The sequence below is a fragment of the Bacteroidetes bacterium GWF2_43_63 genome, from assembly GCA_001769275.1.
In the GTDB taxonomy this organism is placed as follows: domain Bacteria; phylum Bacteroidota; class Bacteroidia; order Bacteroidales; family DTU049; genus GWF2-43-63.
The window spans coordinates 1-17,735 of the sequence record MEOQ01000042.1 but is presented as its reverse complement, the minus strand read 5'-3'; the positions used below and the strand labels follow the sequence as shown (position 1 = coordinate 17,735).

Below are 17,735 nucleotides of genomic sequence, written 5' to 3'. Positions count from 1 at the left end.
TTTATGAGCGAAGCCGGTGCAATTATTTTATTTGCTGTTTTTTTGGGGGGAATAATGTACCTCAAATTAAAATTTCCCTCCATGTTTCTTACAGCAAGCGATACTGAAACCGAACAAGGCGTTCATATACCGCTGCATCGTCACGAAGCAGACATTGATAAAATTCTGCTGAACGAAATGTATTATTACAAAACATTATCTCCGGAAAAGAAACGGGAATTTATCTGGCGCGTAATCAAATTTAACCGCAGCACCGTTTTTTATCCGCAGGCCGGATTAATATTGGGCCCCAGACAGGTAATCCTGATTTCAGCAACATTTGTTGAGATTACTTTTGGACTTGAAAAAAGTCTGTTGGGCTATCTGAATAAAATAAAAGTTTTTCCTGCACATTATCTCGACCCGCGCACCAAGCGACAATACAAAGGGGAGGTGGATGTAAACGGAATGATTTGTCTTTCATGGGAAGATTTTGAAATAGGCCTTCGCGATGCAACAGATGGCCGCAACGTTGGGCTGCACGAGCTCGCTCATGCATTTGCGATTGAGATCATTGAAAAAGATGCGAGCTATCATCATTTACTCATGAAACTGAAACCGGTTTTTATGCGCGCAAAATTCGAGATCTACAATCCCTACCAGCGTCATGGATTGCTGCGTGAATACGGTTATTCAAACATTCACGAGTATTTTGCAGTTTCCACTGAATTGTTTTTTGAGAAACCCGAATATCTGGCTAACTCTGGATCACCGCTCTACAGCGAGCTTTGTGATGTATTCAATCAGGACCCGTATAAGCAGTATCTGGCGTTTGAGGCTGGGCATAAGGCATGAAGCATACGGCATGCGGCACAACGCGCAAACTCACTGTCACGAATGACAGATCCGCGCCAGTGCGAAGAAATATGTGAAGATGTGCTGCTTCGCAGATGTGAGGCTCACGTAAAACGTGACTCGTTCGCCGGTGTGGAAATGTGTGAAGAGAGATTTAACTGAGAATCCGTAACGCCTTCCGCTTTCAGCGGAATAAATTCCACGTGTAACGATTCCCGCTTGCATCGGGATAAATTCCACGTGTAACGACTTAATTCAAAAAATCATCAATCTTTGTCGAGAGCGTAATCACATTGGGAGAACCGGCCAAATGATAGGCGCTGCGTGCATAGGAAAAATAGAATTTCTTTATACGGAATCCAAAGCCCCAGCTGAGTCCAACTGTTGATAAACGCGAGGACACGGTAAGTTCTTTTCGTCGCTGATAATTATATCCAATACGAAAGGCAAAAGATTTCGACGGAGCAATCTCTGCGCCGATAACGAAATGCCTCATCAGCTTATCGCCGAACGCGCTCAATTTTCTTTCTTCAATAATCAAACTTGTGAGTGGGTCGTATTCGGCATCAGCAGGATTATTATAGCGGATATCCCATTTATACAGATGGTGCGCGAGTACAGAAAACCGCAGAGGCATGTGCAACAATCGTTTTGAAACACCGAGTTGAACATCGAAAGGCAATGGTTCGGAAACGCCCTGAACGTAAGTATTCATCTGCCGACCAGCGTTCCGGACAGCCAGCGTAGCACTGAAATACTTTTTGTCGTTAAAATAACTGCCCGCCAGATCTACCGCCAGGCCTGATGAAACAACTTTATACAAATCGGAATAAATTAATTTTGCATTGGCACCGATAGAAAAATTATCATGCAGTTTGCGGCCCCAGCCCAAGGTGACGGCCATATCGTAAGCATTAAAATCACCGAGTGTGTTTCCATAAATATCGGTTTCCTGAAATGATCCGTAATTCAGATACTGAACGCTTGCTGCAAAACTTCCGATCTTTTTTGCGGTATGCGAATAAGTAACAAAGCCGTAATTGATGTCAGAAAAATAATCCGTATAATTAAGAGCCAGTGCCGTGTGCATCGAATCGTTGATATAGGATGGATTGGCAAGTACAAGGCTGACATCATTATCGTGAATACTCGCCATGTTGCTACCCAAAGCCGTCAATCGGGAACTATTGGAAAGTTCAAGAAAAGGAAACACTCTGTTGGCTCCGTTTTGTGCGAGGAGAGCCAAAGGCATCAGCATCGAAATAAAAAGGAATACGCGTTTCACAGATTGGTTTTGTGTGTAACAACGAGTAAAGGTAGAAAATATTTTATTGAGACCGTCTGAACATTGAACAAGGAACAAGGATGTGAGAATTATGAAGGAATATTGATCAAGGAATAACGAACAAGGCTGTGAGAACGTTGAAGGATACTTTAAACTTACTTCATAATTACTTGTTCTATGTTCATGATTTAAGGAGATTACTTCTTCCTTCAAAATTCCTTGCTCCTTGTTCATGATTCATGGTGGCTGACCTAGGTCTTGTACTATATTTCACCGACCAACACATTCTCAACATCCCCCAAAGCAGTCGATTTTGACTTTAATAACATTTTAATGATTTCATATACAGAAATTTTCGTAATTTTGAAACCGAATATTTTTGTTATCGTACAAACGGGGACATTACCAACTTGAGAAAAATGAAAAAGTTACTCTTTCCGCTGATGATTCTACTCATTGCCTTGGGAAGCTGTACGACCAGCAGTCAGCTGACCGGATCTGAGGATGAGTACGAATTATTGAAAAAAGGATACAATCGTATTTCAGTTAAAGACTACAAAGGGGGAATTCAGATTTTCACCAAAGTGTCTGAAATGAACCCTGACAATGCAGAAGCTGTAGCTTACCGCGGCTTGTGCAAATATCATTTAAAAGATTTTGAAGGTGCTATCCGCGATTATAATAAAGCTTTGGAAATGCAACCCGGCTATGCCGAGGTGTATGACCTGCGCGGAATTGCCAAAGGCGAGCTCGGCGACAAAGAAGGCGCCTGCGCTGACTGGAAAAAAGCTTTTGAACTTGGTTTGAAAGGCGCTTTTGACCTAATCAAAGAATTTTGCTGGGACGAGCAGATTGAAAACTAGAATCTGGCCCGAATTTATTAATTTTAGCTCCTCAATGGAGCTTTTTTTATGCGATATATCCTCACTTTAATTTTTCTCACAAACGCACTGGTCGCTCTGACACAGGTAAGCAGCAATGCCTATCCTCCAATGACAAAGCCGATTCAGCTTACAAGCAATTTTGCCGAATATCGTAAAAACCACTTTCATTCAGGCATTGATGTGAGTGTGAGAAACCGGACAAACATGAATGTCTTTTCCATCTGGGACGGCTATGTTTCGCGTGTGCGCTACAATTCTGCGTCATATGGAAGAGCGGTTTATATCACCCACCCCAACGGCTATTCATCGGTGTATGGCCATCTCGATTCCTTTGCACCATTCATCGATTCGCTGGTTTTAGAATACCAGTACGCAAACAAAGTATTTGAAACCGATATTCAGATTCCTGCCGGAACCGTCACTGTGAAAAAAGGACAGGTGCTGGGAATTGCAGGAAACAGCGGCTTTTCGTTTGGTGCTCACCTCCACTTCGAAATACGCGATGCCGCCACCGATGATCCGGTGAACCCGCTCAAATTCATCCCTGTCGATGATCTGATGGAACCGCAGTTTCGTCAACTCAGCATTTACCGGATGCAGCCAGGTGGCTTCCTGCCTGCAAAAGCAACCTATTACAAAACAATAAAAAAAGGAAATATTTTTACCACGGCCACCGAAATCATTGTCCCCGACACGTTTTTTCTGGGCTTCGACGTTCAGGATTTTCAGTCGTTTTCCTACTACCGGCTCCTGCCGCAAATTATAGAAGTCCTGATTGATGATGTTCCAATCTGGAGTATCAACTTCGACCGTTTTTCATTTGACCAGTCCGGCGCCTGTCGCGGCGTTTTCGATCATTATGCGGGATTAAACAGCAACAAGCAGATCGTTACAACATACACCGGGAATCATCTCAGGCAGCGCTTTTTCAAACAATATTCAAACGATGGATTGATTATTCTGACGGACACACTTCGGCACAAACTCACAGTAAAAGCTACCGATACGGAATTCAACCCTTCGGTTTTCAGCACCACCATTCGAAAAGGCAACATTGTTGCGCCATCTGTTGGAAAGCATGTAATCTGTACAAAATATTTTCATGAATTCTCAACAGAGCATCTGACAGTGAAATGCGATACCGGGACTTTTTACAGCGATCTGGCCCTGGACGAGCCTTTGCTGGCCGAATTCGGAACAGGTGCCGACGTGTATTGGAAGATTGGTTACAACGAAATTCCGTTGATAAAACCCATTCACGTTTCATTCGCTCCGAAGGAAGAAAAAAATGAAAAAATACTGTTGGCAAAAGTATCCGGAAAAAACATTGACAAAGTCTGGAAACCCGCGATGAATGAGGATGGTAAAATGACTGCGGACATTGATCGCAGCGGTATTTTCCGACTCATGACCGACACTATTCCACCGGTGATTTCAAAAACAAATATTCCCGCCACTTCAAAACTTACATGGCAAAAAGAAATCTCACTGCAGGTTACCGATAACAGCACCGACATTGACCAATTCAATGCTTACATCAACGGCGAATGGACGCTGATGACTTATGATTTAAAATCGGACACCTTCACTATTCCGCTGAGTACGGCAAAAAAAACCACACTGAAAATACTCCGCGTCGATTTCACCGATTTGGCCGGGAATAAAACGGAAAAAGAATACCGGCTTATGCAATAGCGTAACACGCGGGACGTAGGGCATGAGGCGCAAAGCACAAAGCACAAAGCGCAACGCGTGAGACACAACGCGCAAGGCACAAAGCACAGAGCATAGGGCATGGCTTAGCTCCCGACCTTCAAGAATCACGCAGTGACCTGGAAAAGTCGGAGAGATGATGAGGCATGCGGCACAAAGCACTCAGGTCGCTTTGCGACGCAGAGAGGTTGGCCTTTAAAGCTCCTTCTCAGAGCTGATTGTTGATTACTGACAGCTATTTGCAACGCGTAACGAAAGCAATGATTTTCCAACAGTCTTAACACACCAAAGATGAGGACTGAAGAGGGTTTTGTTAAAAATAATCAGCTGTTTTCATTTATAATTAATTTTTGAATCGTTCATTTAATTTGAAATCCAACAAATAATTTCAGACATCCGCTTTCCAACTCATTTTTGTGTATTCACAATGCAATAACCGGAAATCGATTTTTGGTTTATGTCGTTAATTAACACTTTTTCGCCTATTTTTTTATTGTCTTTATATGTGATGTTTTGTAACTTAAGGCAATAAAATGTGGGAGGGATATAATATGAAAACATTACTATTTGTAGTCGTTTTGTCTGTATCGTTTTTGTGGAGCGAAACAATCCTTGCTCAAGGGATAAGCAATCAGACTCAATCCATGAAAATACAGACTTCTGCAAATGCTGTAAAAGCAGATGCCGGGCTGGTTCTCCAGACATCGAAAATAATGCAGAAACCGGAGACAGAAGACGTTGCTTCGGAAAATAAAATTAAAGTTGTTGTAACCATTCCGGGAGAAAAAATCACAGCAGTGGTTGAACCCCGCGATGAATCAAAGAAAGGAGGCGATGATGAAAAATAAAGCGCTCCTTACATTACTATTACTGTCGTTGAGTTGTGGTTTACACGCTCAGAAATACCTTATTAATTTATTCGATGGCGATACTGTTACAACCTGCAGCGGCACTTTTTACGACTCCGGCGATTCCACCGGGAACTACAATGGCTATGAAAACTATATTGTGACCTTTTGCAGTCCCACAGGACTGTTGTATATCGATTTCACAATGCTGAATATTGCACTGAAAGATGTAATGACAATTTACGATGGCCCAAGCACCGCAGATCCGTTAATCAAAACTTTCAGTTTAGGGGCAACGCCTCAAATTGTTTATTCCAGTTGTGGCTGCCTGACTATTAAATTTGTCTCTGATAAAATTGGCGTCCTGGCTGGATGGAGAGGTGTGATCGGATGTTTAACCTCAAACGATAACATTCATAGTGCAGTAACGCTTCCGCTCAATGGAACATACCTGACATCGCAATCAAATATAGGGGCTACGGCTGATTTCAGTTCCGGCTGCGCGACCTCCGGAAACACCGTCTGGTACGGATTCTCAACCGATGAAGGAAACAACACGGTGGATGTATTTATGCAAAATGCCACGATGAGCGATGTGCAATATTTATTGATGTACGATTACGTATGTACACCAACCGGGCAAACAGCGTCTGTTGCTTCTGCGGTGTGTGCTTCATCTTCAGACACAGTGCAGTTTACAGGGCTGACCGAAGGATATTACTGGCTGGGTGTGACCAGCATAACTGAGGGCACATTTGATATAGGAGCGACGGAAAGTTTTACAGACATTTGTGGCGACTATTTCTGCGGTTCGTCGGAATCCTGCAACAACTGTCCGTTTGATTGTGGTGCGTGCCCCGAAGCCGAGGGTGGGCCCTATTTCCATCCTGTGGTCGGAATCCAAAACACTTATTTAGGCATCTGCCTGGTGAATACCTGCACCGGATCTTACTATGACAATGGCGGGCCTGGCAATCCATACAACGACAATATCAATTCGGTTTACCGCACATTTTGCCCGGGCACTCCTTACAGTGCCATTCAGGCCTCGTTCAACCTGCTCGATATTGACTACACCTTAAATCCAAATGTCTGCAACGACTATATTATCGTTCGCAACGGACCTACTCAAAACAGTGATATTATCTGGGCCGGTTGTGGAAACAGCATCAATAAAAAAATAATTACACTGGCCGGGATATACACCAGCGGCATTTTTCGCTCTACTCATCTAAGCGGATGCCTCACCTTTACATTCTATTCCAACAACAGACCCAACGGAACCTGGGAAGGATGGAATGCCGAGTTGGCCTGCGTACCAAGCCCTGCGGGGCCTGACTCTTCGTACAACAACGATTGTCCAAGAAACACAGCCATCTGCGATGATCAAACAATTTCATCTGAGGTATGGGGTCCCGGAACCTCATCGGAAGGCTGTGGAAGTTGTGTGACTTCGGAAAACTTCACCGAATGGTACAGATTTAAAGTGAGTTCAGGAGGCATCATGGAATTAGAGCTAACTCCGCTCGGCAACAGCGATATGGATTTTGCCATTTACAAGTCCAACGCCTGCGGCGATATTGGAATGCCGATCCGCTGCAGTTATGCCGCCTATGTTCCTCCAGGAAAAACCGGGCTTACTGTCGAAGCCGGAGATATGGCAGAAGGCGTAGCAGGCGACCAGTGGGTGGCCGAAATGGAAATTAAGGCAGGTGAAGAATATTTTCTCATGATCAACGAATGGGACAAACGAGAGCCCAACGCCTACACCATAGATTTTCAGCTATCAGGGGGCGCCTCGTTCGATTGTTCAGAAGTGTTGCCGGTTTCGTTTCTCGATTTCTACGCTGTAGTGAATGAAAGCACCATTGATCTCATCTGGAAAACAGCTACGGAAAGCAACAACGCATATTTTACAATAGAACGTTCAACAGATGCTTTCGATTTTTACCCGCTCTACGACATTGACGGAGCAGGAAACAGCAACACAATTATCCGATACATATATTCCGATCCGGAACCGGTGAAAGGAGTGGCTTATTACAGAATAAAACAAACCGATTTCGACGGAAAATTTAATTTCAGCAATGTAATTGCGGTGGATTTTCTCAGTAACGAAGAACCATGGCTCAACATTTATCCCAACCCCTCCTCCGAAGCCATGTTCATCTCATGCGACGCTACTTTGCTTGACAGGGAATACACGATTTACAATTCTGCCGGAGCCGAAGTGGAATTCGGAATAGTTACAACAACCCACTTCAAACTACCGGTGAGTGATCTCGAAGAAGGCGCGTATTACTTTGAAGTAAAAGGGCTTTCGCGGCATTCATTTATGGTATTAAGAACCGACGATTAATTCATCCAACCGCAAGAGCATTGAAAAGCCAGGGAAATCACCTGGCTTTTTTTGCGCTGAGCCGCAGAGAATTTCGCGCAGAGATCGCAAAGCCGCAGAGAGATTGCACGAAAATATCGCGCGGAGGGCGCAGGGGCACAGAGAGATTCGCCACCAAGGCACCACTTGTCACGTTTTACGTGAAGACACATAAATCATCACCACTGAGTTCCCGACCGGAGCTTTCGAATCATGAACAAGGAACAAGGAATTATGAAGTGAGGAGAAATTTTACTTCGATATTCTCACTTCCTTGTTCGCTGTTCAGTGTTCATGCGAGCCGGAATCTCCTCGAAAACCTTCGCAGCCTCTCTGGGCGCGCGTCTCCAGACGCGTGACCTGATCCTATTATAGCAATAATGCCAGCAAAATGTAGAAGCATAAAAAAACTTGTGTATTCGTGCCCTTGTGGCGATATCCGCACTATATTAGGATTATGCGTCTTAAGCCATTGTGGCAAAATCCAATCACTTTGTTAAATTTATCGCGAAATAATACCAAATATCACGTACTGATAATCACCAAGATAGCTTTTCCCAATAAAAATATTATAATTAAATCAACTTGTAACCAACTGTCTTTTAAGACGTTAAAACTCATTTAAGTAATATACAACCATTTACATATTTTCAGAAAAAACATACAAAAAGAGGTCTTATGTGTTAACTTTGTCCACAATATTTGCGTTTTCACTTGAAATTTATTATTTTTAGCTGAGTAATCCTGGCTTTACGTGTTTTATCGCCTCACTATTTCTGCCTTAGCGACTTTTATTTAATACTTACATCATTTTTTTTTCGACTTGTTTTTACTTTTCGGCGCTCAAACAATCTTATGTAGACTGATTTATTTCGCATCTCATATCATTCAAAAAATATATGCCATATGAAAACGCTATTGTTATTTGGGACGGGGGTCTTTTTGCTTTGTGTTTTCGCTTGTTCTGACGTGGTTGCTCAGAACAGCATTACTGTGGTTTCTGAGGGAACGACGATAAGCATCGCCCCGAATGAATCGAAGATGCAGACTGAAGCTGTTCAGCCGGTTCAGATACAAAAAACGCTTCCGGCGATAAATTCGCAGCGCGAAGATGAAATTCATGTACAGATACGTGCAAAGAAAACCGAACTCGAAAACTCGGCCGACAATGTGCGGAAAGCAACCCTCAACGACGAAATCCAGCAGCTGCAGGATGAGTTGAAAATTATACAAAACCCACCGGTTCAGATTCATAAAGACCCGGTTCTTCCGGATTTGAACTAAAAGAAAGGAGGGCCTATGAAAAGATTTATATCCATAATTACCGCTGTTTGTTGTTTATCGGCTGTCTCCGTTGCTCAGCCAGCCAATGATAATTGCACCGGAGCCATTGCACTCACAGCAAGCAGTTCATGCACCTTTTCAACTTATTCCAACGTTGGCGCAACTCCTACAACCTCGCCAACAGTGCCCCCGGCCCCCGGCTGCGGCAACTATCTGGGCGGCGATGTGTGGTTTTCGGTTACTGTTCCGGCCTCCGGCCATCTGATTTTCGACACACAAACACCCAGCGGTGGTCTGACCGATATTGCCATGGCCATTTACTCCGGCGATTGTACCACAGGTCTAACCCTGATTGAATGCGACGACGACGACAGCGACAACGGTTATTATATGCCAAAAATAGACCGGATCGGACTTGCACCAGGCACAACCATTTATATCCGTGTCTGGGAATACGGAAACAATTCATTTGGAAATTTCAATTTCTGTGTGTATGAACCACTTGGAACCGGGCCCTGCGCGAGCGTACCAACCATTCTTTGCGGTCAAACACAAACACTGAATTTCCAGGGAGGCGGAGATTGGAATAACCAGTATTGCGGCAATGCTGCACCTGGCGAAGAAGCCATCTTTGCTTATACCCCCACCCAAAACACTGGTACTTTTCTGACACTTTCGGGAAACCCCAGCGCAGAATATATCAACTTTGCCTACAACACAAGCTGTACTTCAACTGGTTGGACTTGTATTGGTCGCACCGCTGCCAGTAGCGCAACTTTTGGACCTCTTGCTCTTGATTCAGGTGTTACTTACTATTTCATTTGCGACAACGAAGATGCTTCGAGCAATATCACCAATGTTTCTTTTTACATTAACTGTCCTGAAATTCCCGGCTATTATGAACATCCAACCGAAGGAATACAGGGGACATACAACGGAGCCTGCATGGTGAACACCTGCTCCGGAACTTATGTAGATGACGGAAATGCAAATCCATATTCGCCCAACATTAATGAAATTTACAGAACTTTTTGCCCGGAATTTCCTGGCAAATGTATGACTGCCACCATTAACAGTTTAGTTATTGAGAGTTCATCAGGTTGTGTAAATGACGCTCTAATTATCAGAGATGGTCCAACACAAGGCTCGCCATTTTTATGGGGTGGTTGCGGCAATTGGTCTGCATCATTGCCATTGACAATAACTTCTACAAACAGCAGTGGCTGTTTGACATTTGTTTTTTACTCAAACGCAATTACAAATTTAGATGGCTGGAACATCACATTGGGGTGTGTTAATTGCAGTCAAGTATCTCAAACAAATAATGACTGTAATACTGCAATTCCAATTTGTGGAGCTACCAATCTGAATTCATCCAGCCCGGGACCAGGCCTCACTTCTACTTGTGGTGGCTGTAACCTGTCGGAGAATTTTTCAAGCTGGTACTATTTTGAAATTACTGCCGATGGAAAACTGGCGTTGGATATGAAACCGGAAGAGTTTTTTGAAGATTATGATTTTGCCTTATATGAAGCAGACACTTGCGCAACACTGGGTGATCCGGTTCGTTGCTCTTATGCCATGTCTCCAACATATTGCAGACAATCCTATGCAGGGGGGTTTTCAACTGGCATTTACAATGTAGTGTTTAACACTATTAGTAATAACAGTAATGGCCTTACTTCAGGACATTATGCAAACTATACAAGTCTGTCGACAACCGTTAATGCTGGGTCCTCGTATAACTTAACAGTAAATGTTATAGGAGCCACAGGAGCCCAAACATGGAAACAAGCTTACGTTAGAGCTTGGTTCGACTGGAACAAAAATCTTGTTTTTGATGCAGGAGAAATATTTGATCTTGGGGGCGCCACAGTTAGTCCGCAAAACCTTACTTTATCAATACCGATTCCATTAACAGCTCGTCCTGGCAAAACAGCTTTTAGAGTGTTTTCTCAATACGCAAGCTATCAAGCCAACCCTTGTGCCGCCACCCCCACTGGTGAAGCCGAAACCTACGCCATCTTCATCAGCGACGGCACCCATTGCAGCAACAACGTGAAAGACGCTGACGAAACCGGTGTTGATTGCGGTGGTGCAGATTGTGTTGATTGCAGCAAAAGCAGCTGGCCAACCAATACCGGAATGAACGGAACCTCCACAGATTACAGCGAAGATGTATCGGGCGACAGCTGGGTCAATTGGCAGAGTGTGACTGCCGGCCAGCGCTATTATATTTTAATCAACAACTGGTCGCCGGGCGCCAATGGCTTTGACCTTGTATGGCAGTTCGCAGAAGGCGGCGCTATGGATTGTGCAATTGTGTTGCCGGTGGAACTACTCTCATTCGACGCAATATGCAACGATGGACTCGTTGACATCGCCTGGGAAGTGGCTTCGGAAACAAACAACGATTACTTCGTTGTGCTGAAATCGTATAACGGAATTGCCTTTGCAGCGGTTGATACCATCGACGGCCGCGGCAATGCAAACAGCTACATGAAATACGAAACCAGCTACCTGGAAGAAAATCCGGGCACCGTATATTATAAATTGAAGCAAATTGACCTTGATGGGGCCTTTGCTTATTCAGAGCCAATTGTTGCCAATTGCGGGGCCGACACCCGCACGTTCAAAGCTGTGCCGAATCCCGCAACTCAAGGCGAAAACTGGAAAATTGAAGGCATGGTGAGCGGAGACGAGATGCGGATTTTCGATATATATGGCCGCGAACATTATAAAGAAAATCTTGAAAAAGGAATGTACACGATTGTTATAAACGGTGAACCCGCCACAAAACTGATTGTTTATTGAAAAAGAAAAAATAATTTCAACCCAAATAACACCCTAAAACCCTGACCCGGTTTTATGAGAGCCAGAAGAAATTCTGGCTCTCTTGTTTTGCCACGAAGACACCAAGACACAAAAACTGAATCTTGAACATGGAGCAAGGAAATATGAGGTAAGAAGTAAGTTTGAAGTAAATAATCCTTCATCATTCTCACTTCCTTGTTCGCTATTCAGAGTTCATGCGTGCCGGGATCTCCGCGAAAACCATTAAAGCAACAACTTCGGCGCTCCGCTTGTCCGCGAATTAACGCGTATTATTCACTCATTATTTTGTATTTATCGGTGTTCATGAGCTCGTGCCTGTTAGGCACTTCGGTTCACGCGAAAGATTTTGCCTCCCTCAGCAGGGCTAATGAACGCGAATTCGAACCAATCTTCATCTGCGATGAATCTTGGTTCAGTTTCATCGCGCAAAGCTCGCAGAGGCGCAGAGAGTTCCGATAGCTATCGGAATTGCCACAATGGCACGAAGGCACAAATAAATTATTCATGGGCACGCGTCGGGAGACGCGCGCCCAAAGGTGCTTAAGCCACGAAGACACCAAGGCACATAAATCATCACCACTGAGTTCCCGGCCGGAGCTTTCGAATCATGAACAAGGAACAAGGAATTATGAAGTGAGGAGAATTTTTACTTCGATATTCTCACTTCCTCTTGATCCGTAAGAATGCACGGATTGTTCGCTGTTCAATGTTCATTGAGAGCCGGGATCTCCTGAAAAACATTCGCAGCCTCTCTGGGCGCGCGTCTCCAGACGCGTGACCTGATCCTTTTATTGCAATAATGCCAGCAAGATGTAAAAGCCTCAAAAAAACTTGTGTCTTCACGTAAAACGTGACACGTCGTGCCATCGTGGCGAAATTCCAACGCACCTCAATGCAACTAAATATTCAAGTCGCTACATGTGCTCAAAATCGACATATGTAGGCCATATTTGCTCCTTTCGACAAGATATTTTGTTAAATCATCGGTGAACATCAAAAAACCCCGGGGTTTAATTTACAAAACACCGAAACACCGCGGCCAATGTCTTAAGCAATAAAAAACTCACCTTATGTTGCATAAACAGTATTTTGTCTACGTATTCTTGCATTAACAAACACAACATATATTGCTATATATCTTATAATCAGATAATATAATTGTTAAACACGCTCCTTTCATATTAAACCTCACGGGCTTTTTCGTATCTTAGCACCGTTATTTGGGGGTTATTGTCATGTTCAGAAATTCTATTCGCTGTAATTACAGCTGTGTTTTTTCGCCTGATTTATTTCAGCGCGAACCTCTGTTTATACTTAATATCCAAATAGCACCGAGTGTAGAAAATATCGCATTACTAAATTATGCCTTATGAAGAAACTTTATTCGTTTAAAGCGGGCTTTATTAGCCGGATTTTGTTGGGGTTGGTGTTGGTTGTTGTGTTTGGGCTCAATGGTATTGGTCAGGTTACAATAATGCCCGGCTCGGTTAGTATTGATGCCTGTAATAATTTCCCTGTGTCAGGAACAGTAACAAATATTGTATTAACAGAAACAAATACTGCTGACCTTACTGACGGCACCCATACGATTATTTTAGCAGCTCCAGCAAATTATATTTTCACGAGTCCAGGAACGGTTTCTTATACAGGGCTTAATATTTCTTCCGCATCAATTGTTCTCTCCAGTTCTACAACTTTAACGATAACAATTAATGTCAGCGGTGGTAATAAAATAAATACAGTTACAATTGCTGGAATAGTTGTGCAATCGTCATCAGTTTCAATTGGAGATATTACACGCAATGGTGGGACTGGCGTTTCAAGCATTCTTAACGGAGCTGTTTTTGCCACATTATCAACTACTAGTACATCAGCACCTACCCTCACCGCCCCAACCAACGGCTCCAGCCTTACATGCAATGCGACATCCACCACTCTTTCCTGGAGTGCCGGCGGGTGCTCACCTTTATGGGATGTATATCTTGGAACAACAAATCCGCCAGCAACATTGGTCAGCAACGATCAGGCAGCCACGACATACAACGCCAGCGGTCTTACACTAGGGACAACTTACTACTGGAAAGTTGTGCCTGCCAGCGGAAGCTTGAATGCCTCTACTGTGAATTCATTCACTACAGTTCAGCCAACAGCGCCGGTTGCACCCGATGTCATTCGTTGCGATCCGGGAACAGTCACGTTGGGAGCCAGCGGCGGCTCGTCTTCAAACTATTTCTGGTACGATGCTGCCACCGGAGGAACATGTTTGGGCACTGGAAACACCTATACAACACCGAGTATTTCGACGACAACACCATATTATGTTGAGAGCGTTTCGTTGAGTTCTGAAACATCGTTGAATAGCGGCTTAACAGTTGTAACTGGCGCCCTCAGCGCTAATTCCTTTGCTGCCTATAATATCACAAACCTCTCTTCTGATCCTTTGATTGTCACACAGATTTCAATCCGGGTAAACGAAGGAAGTGTTTCAAGAAACTTTCAGGTATATTACCGTACCGGCACCTTTTCTGGCAATGAAGCCATTCCCGGAAACTGGACTCAAGCTGGAGGCACATATACAGTAACTACTGCAGCCATCGGAACACCAACGATTATTGATGTAGATGACTTTACAATTCCTGCCGGGCAATTGACGGGAATATATATATACACAACCAGTCAGGTTATTTACTGTACCGGCACATCTACAGCAAATGACGGAACGCTCTCGATGTCAGGAGGAAGTGTACAGGGAGGATTATTAAGTCCATTATCAGCTGCCGGCGTAAACGGCTACGGAATTATTGGAGCTGTATATTACCAGAAAAAATCCTGCATCAGCTCCCGCACCGAAGTTGACGCCATCATCAATGGATTTGTTACTCCTGGTGGAACAATTGCAGCCGATCCAGGAAGCACCATAGCGCCTTGTCAGAACGTATCCTTTACATGTGTGCCCATTAACGGAGGCACCTCTCCTGAATATCAATGGAAGCTGAATGGTGTTGATATTGCCAATGCCGATGCATCGACCTATTCAACAATGACACTCAACAGTGGAGATCAGATATCCTGTGTTGTGACTTCCGACTTCATGTGCGCATCGCCGGCAACAGGCTCCTCCAATGTAATAACCATGACTGTTTCGGGCTCTGGAGCAACAATTGCAACTTCCCCAACAGATGCGCAGGCTTGCCAGAATGGCTCGGCAATCTTTACGGCCACAACCAGTCCAGCCGGAGGGCCTTATCAATGGATGGTAAGTTCTGACGGAGGAACGACATGGGAACCCATAACAGACGCCGGTTCAGAACCAACCTATTCAGGATGGAACACCGGAACACTTGGATTGACCGGTATTGGCGCCTCCAATAATGGCTTTTTGTACAAATGCATGACCGAGTGTAATTCTTCAGCTTCAGCAATACTTAACGTAACGCCTACCGGTTATCCATCGGTAACAGACGGCGGAAGTTGTTCCACCCCTGCAACCATTACACTTGGTGCATCAGGAGCAGCTGCAGGAGAGAGTTATCACTGGTACACCGCCGCTACAGGAGGTGCCCCGGCTGCAACAGGGTCCAGTTATGCACCAACAGTGGGAACCACTACAACTTTCTATGTTGCTACATTCAACACAACAACACTTTGTGAAAGCTATCCAAGAACACCGATTGTAGCAGAAATTTATTCAGCTCCGGTAGTTACATCACAACCTACTGATGAAACCGTTGCCGAAGGAAGTGGAACAAGTTTTTCCGTTTCTGCAAATGGTGCAACCGGTTTTCAATGGCAGGTTTCGACCGATAATGGATCTACCTGGACCAACATAGCGGCAGCCGGAAGTTCGCCGACGTACAGTGGATGGACAACCTCTTCTCTATCATTATTTAGTGTTCCCGTTAGTTGCAATTTATATCAATATCGTTGTATTGTTGATGGACATTGCACATATGAAACCAATTCAAACGGGGCAATACTCTCAGTCAGCACGTTACCGCTTATTTATCTGCATCCAACCGTAGGTCTCCAGAGTACTTATGTAGGCGCCTGTATGACTGCTACCTGCAATGCCTCTTATTATGACGATGGTGGCGCTGCTAATCCTTATTCCAACAACGTCAACCAAGTATTCAGGACTTTTTGTCCGAACACTCCGTTAAAGGCTGTTCGTGCTACTATATCCATGATTGATGTGGAATATGCTGCAGGGCCGGTTTGCAGCGATGTTCTTTATGTTCAGAATGGCCCTGGACAAGGATCTCCAAACATGTGGTATGGCTGCGGCAGTAGTCCCGCACCAGTATATACCGCTGGTGGCGCTTGGAATGGCGGAGTTTTTACATCTACCCATGTAAGTGGATGTCTCACCTTTAGATTTTCATCGGGAGCATCAAGTGTCGGCCCATGGGATGGCTGGCAAATCAATCTCACTTGTGTCGATTTCCCGACCGGACCTTCGGGCGAAACCAACACCGACTGCGTTAATTCCACGCCGGTATGCTCCGATGTCACTGCCAGTTCGTTTACTTATGGGCCCGGTTTGACCTCGGATAATTGTGAAGGATGTATTACCTCTGAATATTTTACAGAGTGGTATTATGTTCACATTGCCACAAGCGGCACCGTTGAAATGGAAATTGTTCCCAACGGTGTCAGCGACCTCGACTTTGCATTCTTTAAGGCCAACAACTGCGGATCGCTTGGAACACCTATTCGTTGTTCCTATGCTGCAAGAACGTCGCCTGGCAAAACCGGCATGGAACAAGCGCCGGGCACAACTGATTTTTCCGAAGATGTTGCTGGAGATCAATGGGTAGAAGAAGTAAATGTGGTAGCTGGTGAGTATTATTATCTAATGGTAAACGAATGGGACAAACCCAATCCGAACCAGTACACCATTGACTGGACCCTGACCAACGGCGCATCGTTTGATTGCGACATTACCGAACCGCTGCCGGTATCGATGATTGGCTTCTATGCAGAGAAAGTATTTGATGGCTCAGAGCTCACGTGGATTACTGCCACCGAAAACAACAATGATTATTTCACTGTTGAGCGCTCGCTCGACGGCATTGAATTCGAGGCCATCGGAATTGTGGATGGCGCCGGCAACAGCAATGTGGTAAGGACATACCAATTCTCCGATTACGGCCCACTTAGCGGTGTTGTTTATTACCGCATCAAACAGACCGATTTTAATGGAGAATTTGAGTATAGTGATATTGTAGCCGTTGACTTCGCAACAGATGAAGAGCCTCTTATTGTAGAACTTTTTCCAAATCCGGCTGATGACTACATGACTGTGCGCGCCAGCCGCTACTTTGTGAATAAGCCGTACAAAGTGTTTAACCTGATGGGAATGATAATCATGGAAGGCACGCTGGATGGCGTGATGCCACGAATTTATTTCGATAATCTGCAGGATGGTTTATATCTGTTGAATATTGAAGGACTCGAGAGCCAGCGCTTCACAATCCTGAATAAATAAGTTTTAAAGACAACCCAAATAACAACAAAATCTTTTTAGATTTTACAGGAGCCAGAAGTGATTCTGGCTTTTTTTGTACTTGTAAAAAGCGGGTCACATCAATTTCTTGGGGAGAAAGCAAAAAGTTTGTGCAATCTGAATAGGAAAAAACTTGTGTCAACAACACCTCTTTGGTTAGCTCTGAAGA

9 protein-coding genes are annotated in these 17,735 nt (G+C 44.3%); 8 read left to right on the top strand and 1 reads right to left on the bottom strand.

Annotated features, from left to right (window positions below; all coding sequences use genetic code 11):
* The first annotated feature begins 3 nt into the window (after window positions 1-3).
* Complete coding sequence (locus A2W93_06235) at window positions 4-834, top strand: hypothetical protein (protein OFY53219.1); 831 nt, start codon at window positions 4-6, stop codon at window positions 832-834.
* A gap of 250 nt (window positions 835-1,084) precedes the next feature.
* Here A2W93_06235 and A2W93_06230 read toward each other — a convergent pair whose 3' ends face one another.
* Window positions 1,085-2,092 (bottom strand): hypothetical protein, encoded by a 1,008-nt coding sequence (locus tag A2W93_06230; GenBank protein ID OFY53218.1) that lies wholly within the window; start codon window positions 2,090-2,092, stop codon window positions 1,085-1,087.
* A 437-nt stretch (window positions 2,093-2,529) separates the two neighbouring features.
* On the opposite strand from A2W93_06230, the gene A2W93_06225 reads away from it, so the two are divergent.
* The 7 genes from A2W93_06225 (at window position 2,530) to A2W93_06195 (ending at window position 17,548) form a co-directional block, all read left to right on the top strand.
* Window positions 2,530-2,982, top strand: coding sequence for a hypothetical protein (locus A2W93_06225; protein OFY53217.1), 453 nt, complete (start codon window positions 2,530-2,532; stop codon window positions 2,980-2,982).
* A gap of 48 nt (window positions 2,983-3,030) precedes the next feature.
* Complete coding sequence (locus tag A2W93_06220; protein OFY53216.1) at window positions 3,031-4,698, top strand: hypothetical protein; 1,668 nt, start codon at window positions 3,031-3,033, stop codon at window positions 4,696-4,698.
* 551 nt (window positions 4,699-5,249) lie between these two features.
* Window positions 5,250-5,564, top strand: coding sequence for a hypothetical protein (locus A2W93_06215; GenBank protein OFY53215.1), 315 nt, complete (start codon window positions 5,250-5,252; stop codon window positions 5,562-5,564).
* The gene (locus A2W93_06210; GenBank protein ID OFY53214.1) at window positions 5,551-7,923 is read left to right on the top strand and encodes a hypothetical protein; all 2,373 of its coding nucleotides are present in this window, start codon (window positions 5,551-5,553) and stop codon (window positions 7,921-7,923) included. The genes A2W93_06215 and A2W93_06210 overlap by 14 nt, the downstream gene beginning before the upstream one ends.
* A gap of 987 nt (window positions 7,924-8,910) precedes the next feature.
* Window positions 8,911-9,225 (top strand): hypothetical protein, encoded by a 315-nt coding sequence (locus A2W93_06205; protein OFY53213.1) that lies wholly within the window; start codon window positions 8,911-8,913, stop codon window positions 9,223-9,225.
* A gap of 15 nt (window positions 9,226-9,240) precedes the next feature.
* Window positions 9,241-12,039 carry a hypothetical protein gene (locus tag A2W93_06200; GenBank protein ID OFY53212.1) on the top strand — a complete coding sequence of 933 codons (2,799 nt, stop codon included), beginning with the start codon at window positions 9,241-9,243 and terminating at the stop codon, window positions 12,037-12,039.
* A gap of 1,390 nt (window positions 12,040-13,429) precedes the next feature.
* On the top strand, window positions 13,430-17,548 hold the full coding sequence (locus tag A2W93_06195; GenBank protein ID OFY53211.1) for a hypothetical protein: 4,119 nt from the start codon (window positions 13,430-13,432) through the stop codon (window positions 17,546-17,548).
* The last annotated feature ends 187 nt before the right edge of the window (window positions 17,549-17,735 follow it).

What these genes read in the sequence shown, in the direction of transcription:
- A2W93_06235 (OFY53219.1), top strand. Translation starts at nt 4, where the DNA reads ATGAGCGAAGCCGGTGCAATTATTTTATTTGCTGTTTTTTTGGGGGGA.
- A2W93_06230 (OFY53218.1), bottom strand. Translation starts at nt 2,092, where the DNA reads ATGCTGATGCCTTTGGCTCTCCTCGCACAAAACGGAGCCAACAGAGTG.
- A2W93_06215 (OFY53215.1), top strand. Translation starts at nt 5,250, where the DNA reads ATGTGGGAGGGATATAATATGAAAACATTACTATTTGTAGTCGTTTTG.
- A2W93_06220 (OFY53216.1), top strand. Translation starts at nt 3,031, where the DNA reads ATGCGATATATCCTCACTTTAATTTTTCTCACAAACGCACTGGTCGCT.
- A2W93_06200 (OFY53212.1), top strand. Translation starts at nt 9,241, where the DNA reads ATGAAAAGATTTATATCCATAATTACCGCTGTTTGTTGTTTATCGGCT.
- A2W93_06195 (OFY53211.1), top strand. Translation starts at nt 13,430, where the DNA reads ATGAAGAAACTTTATTCGTTTAAAGCGGGCTTTATTAGCCGGATTTTG.
- A2W93_06210 (OFY53214.1), top strand. Translation starts at nt 5,551, where the DNA reads ATGATGAAAAATAAAGCGCTCCTTACATTACTATTACTGTCGTTGAGT.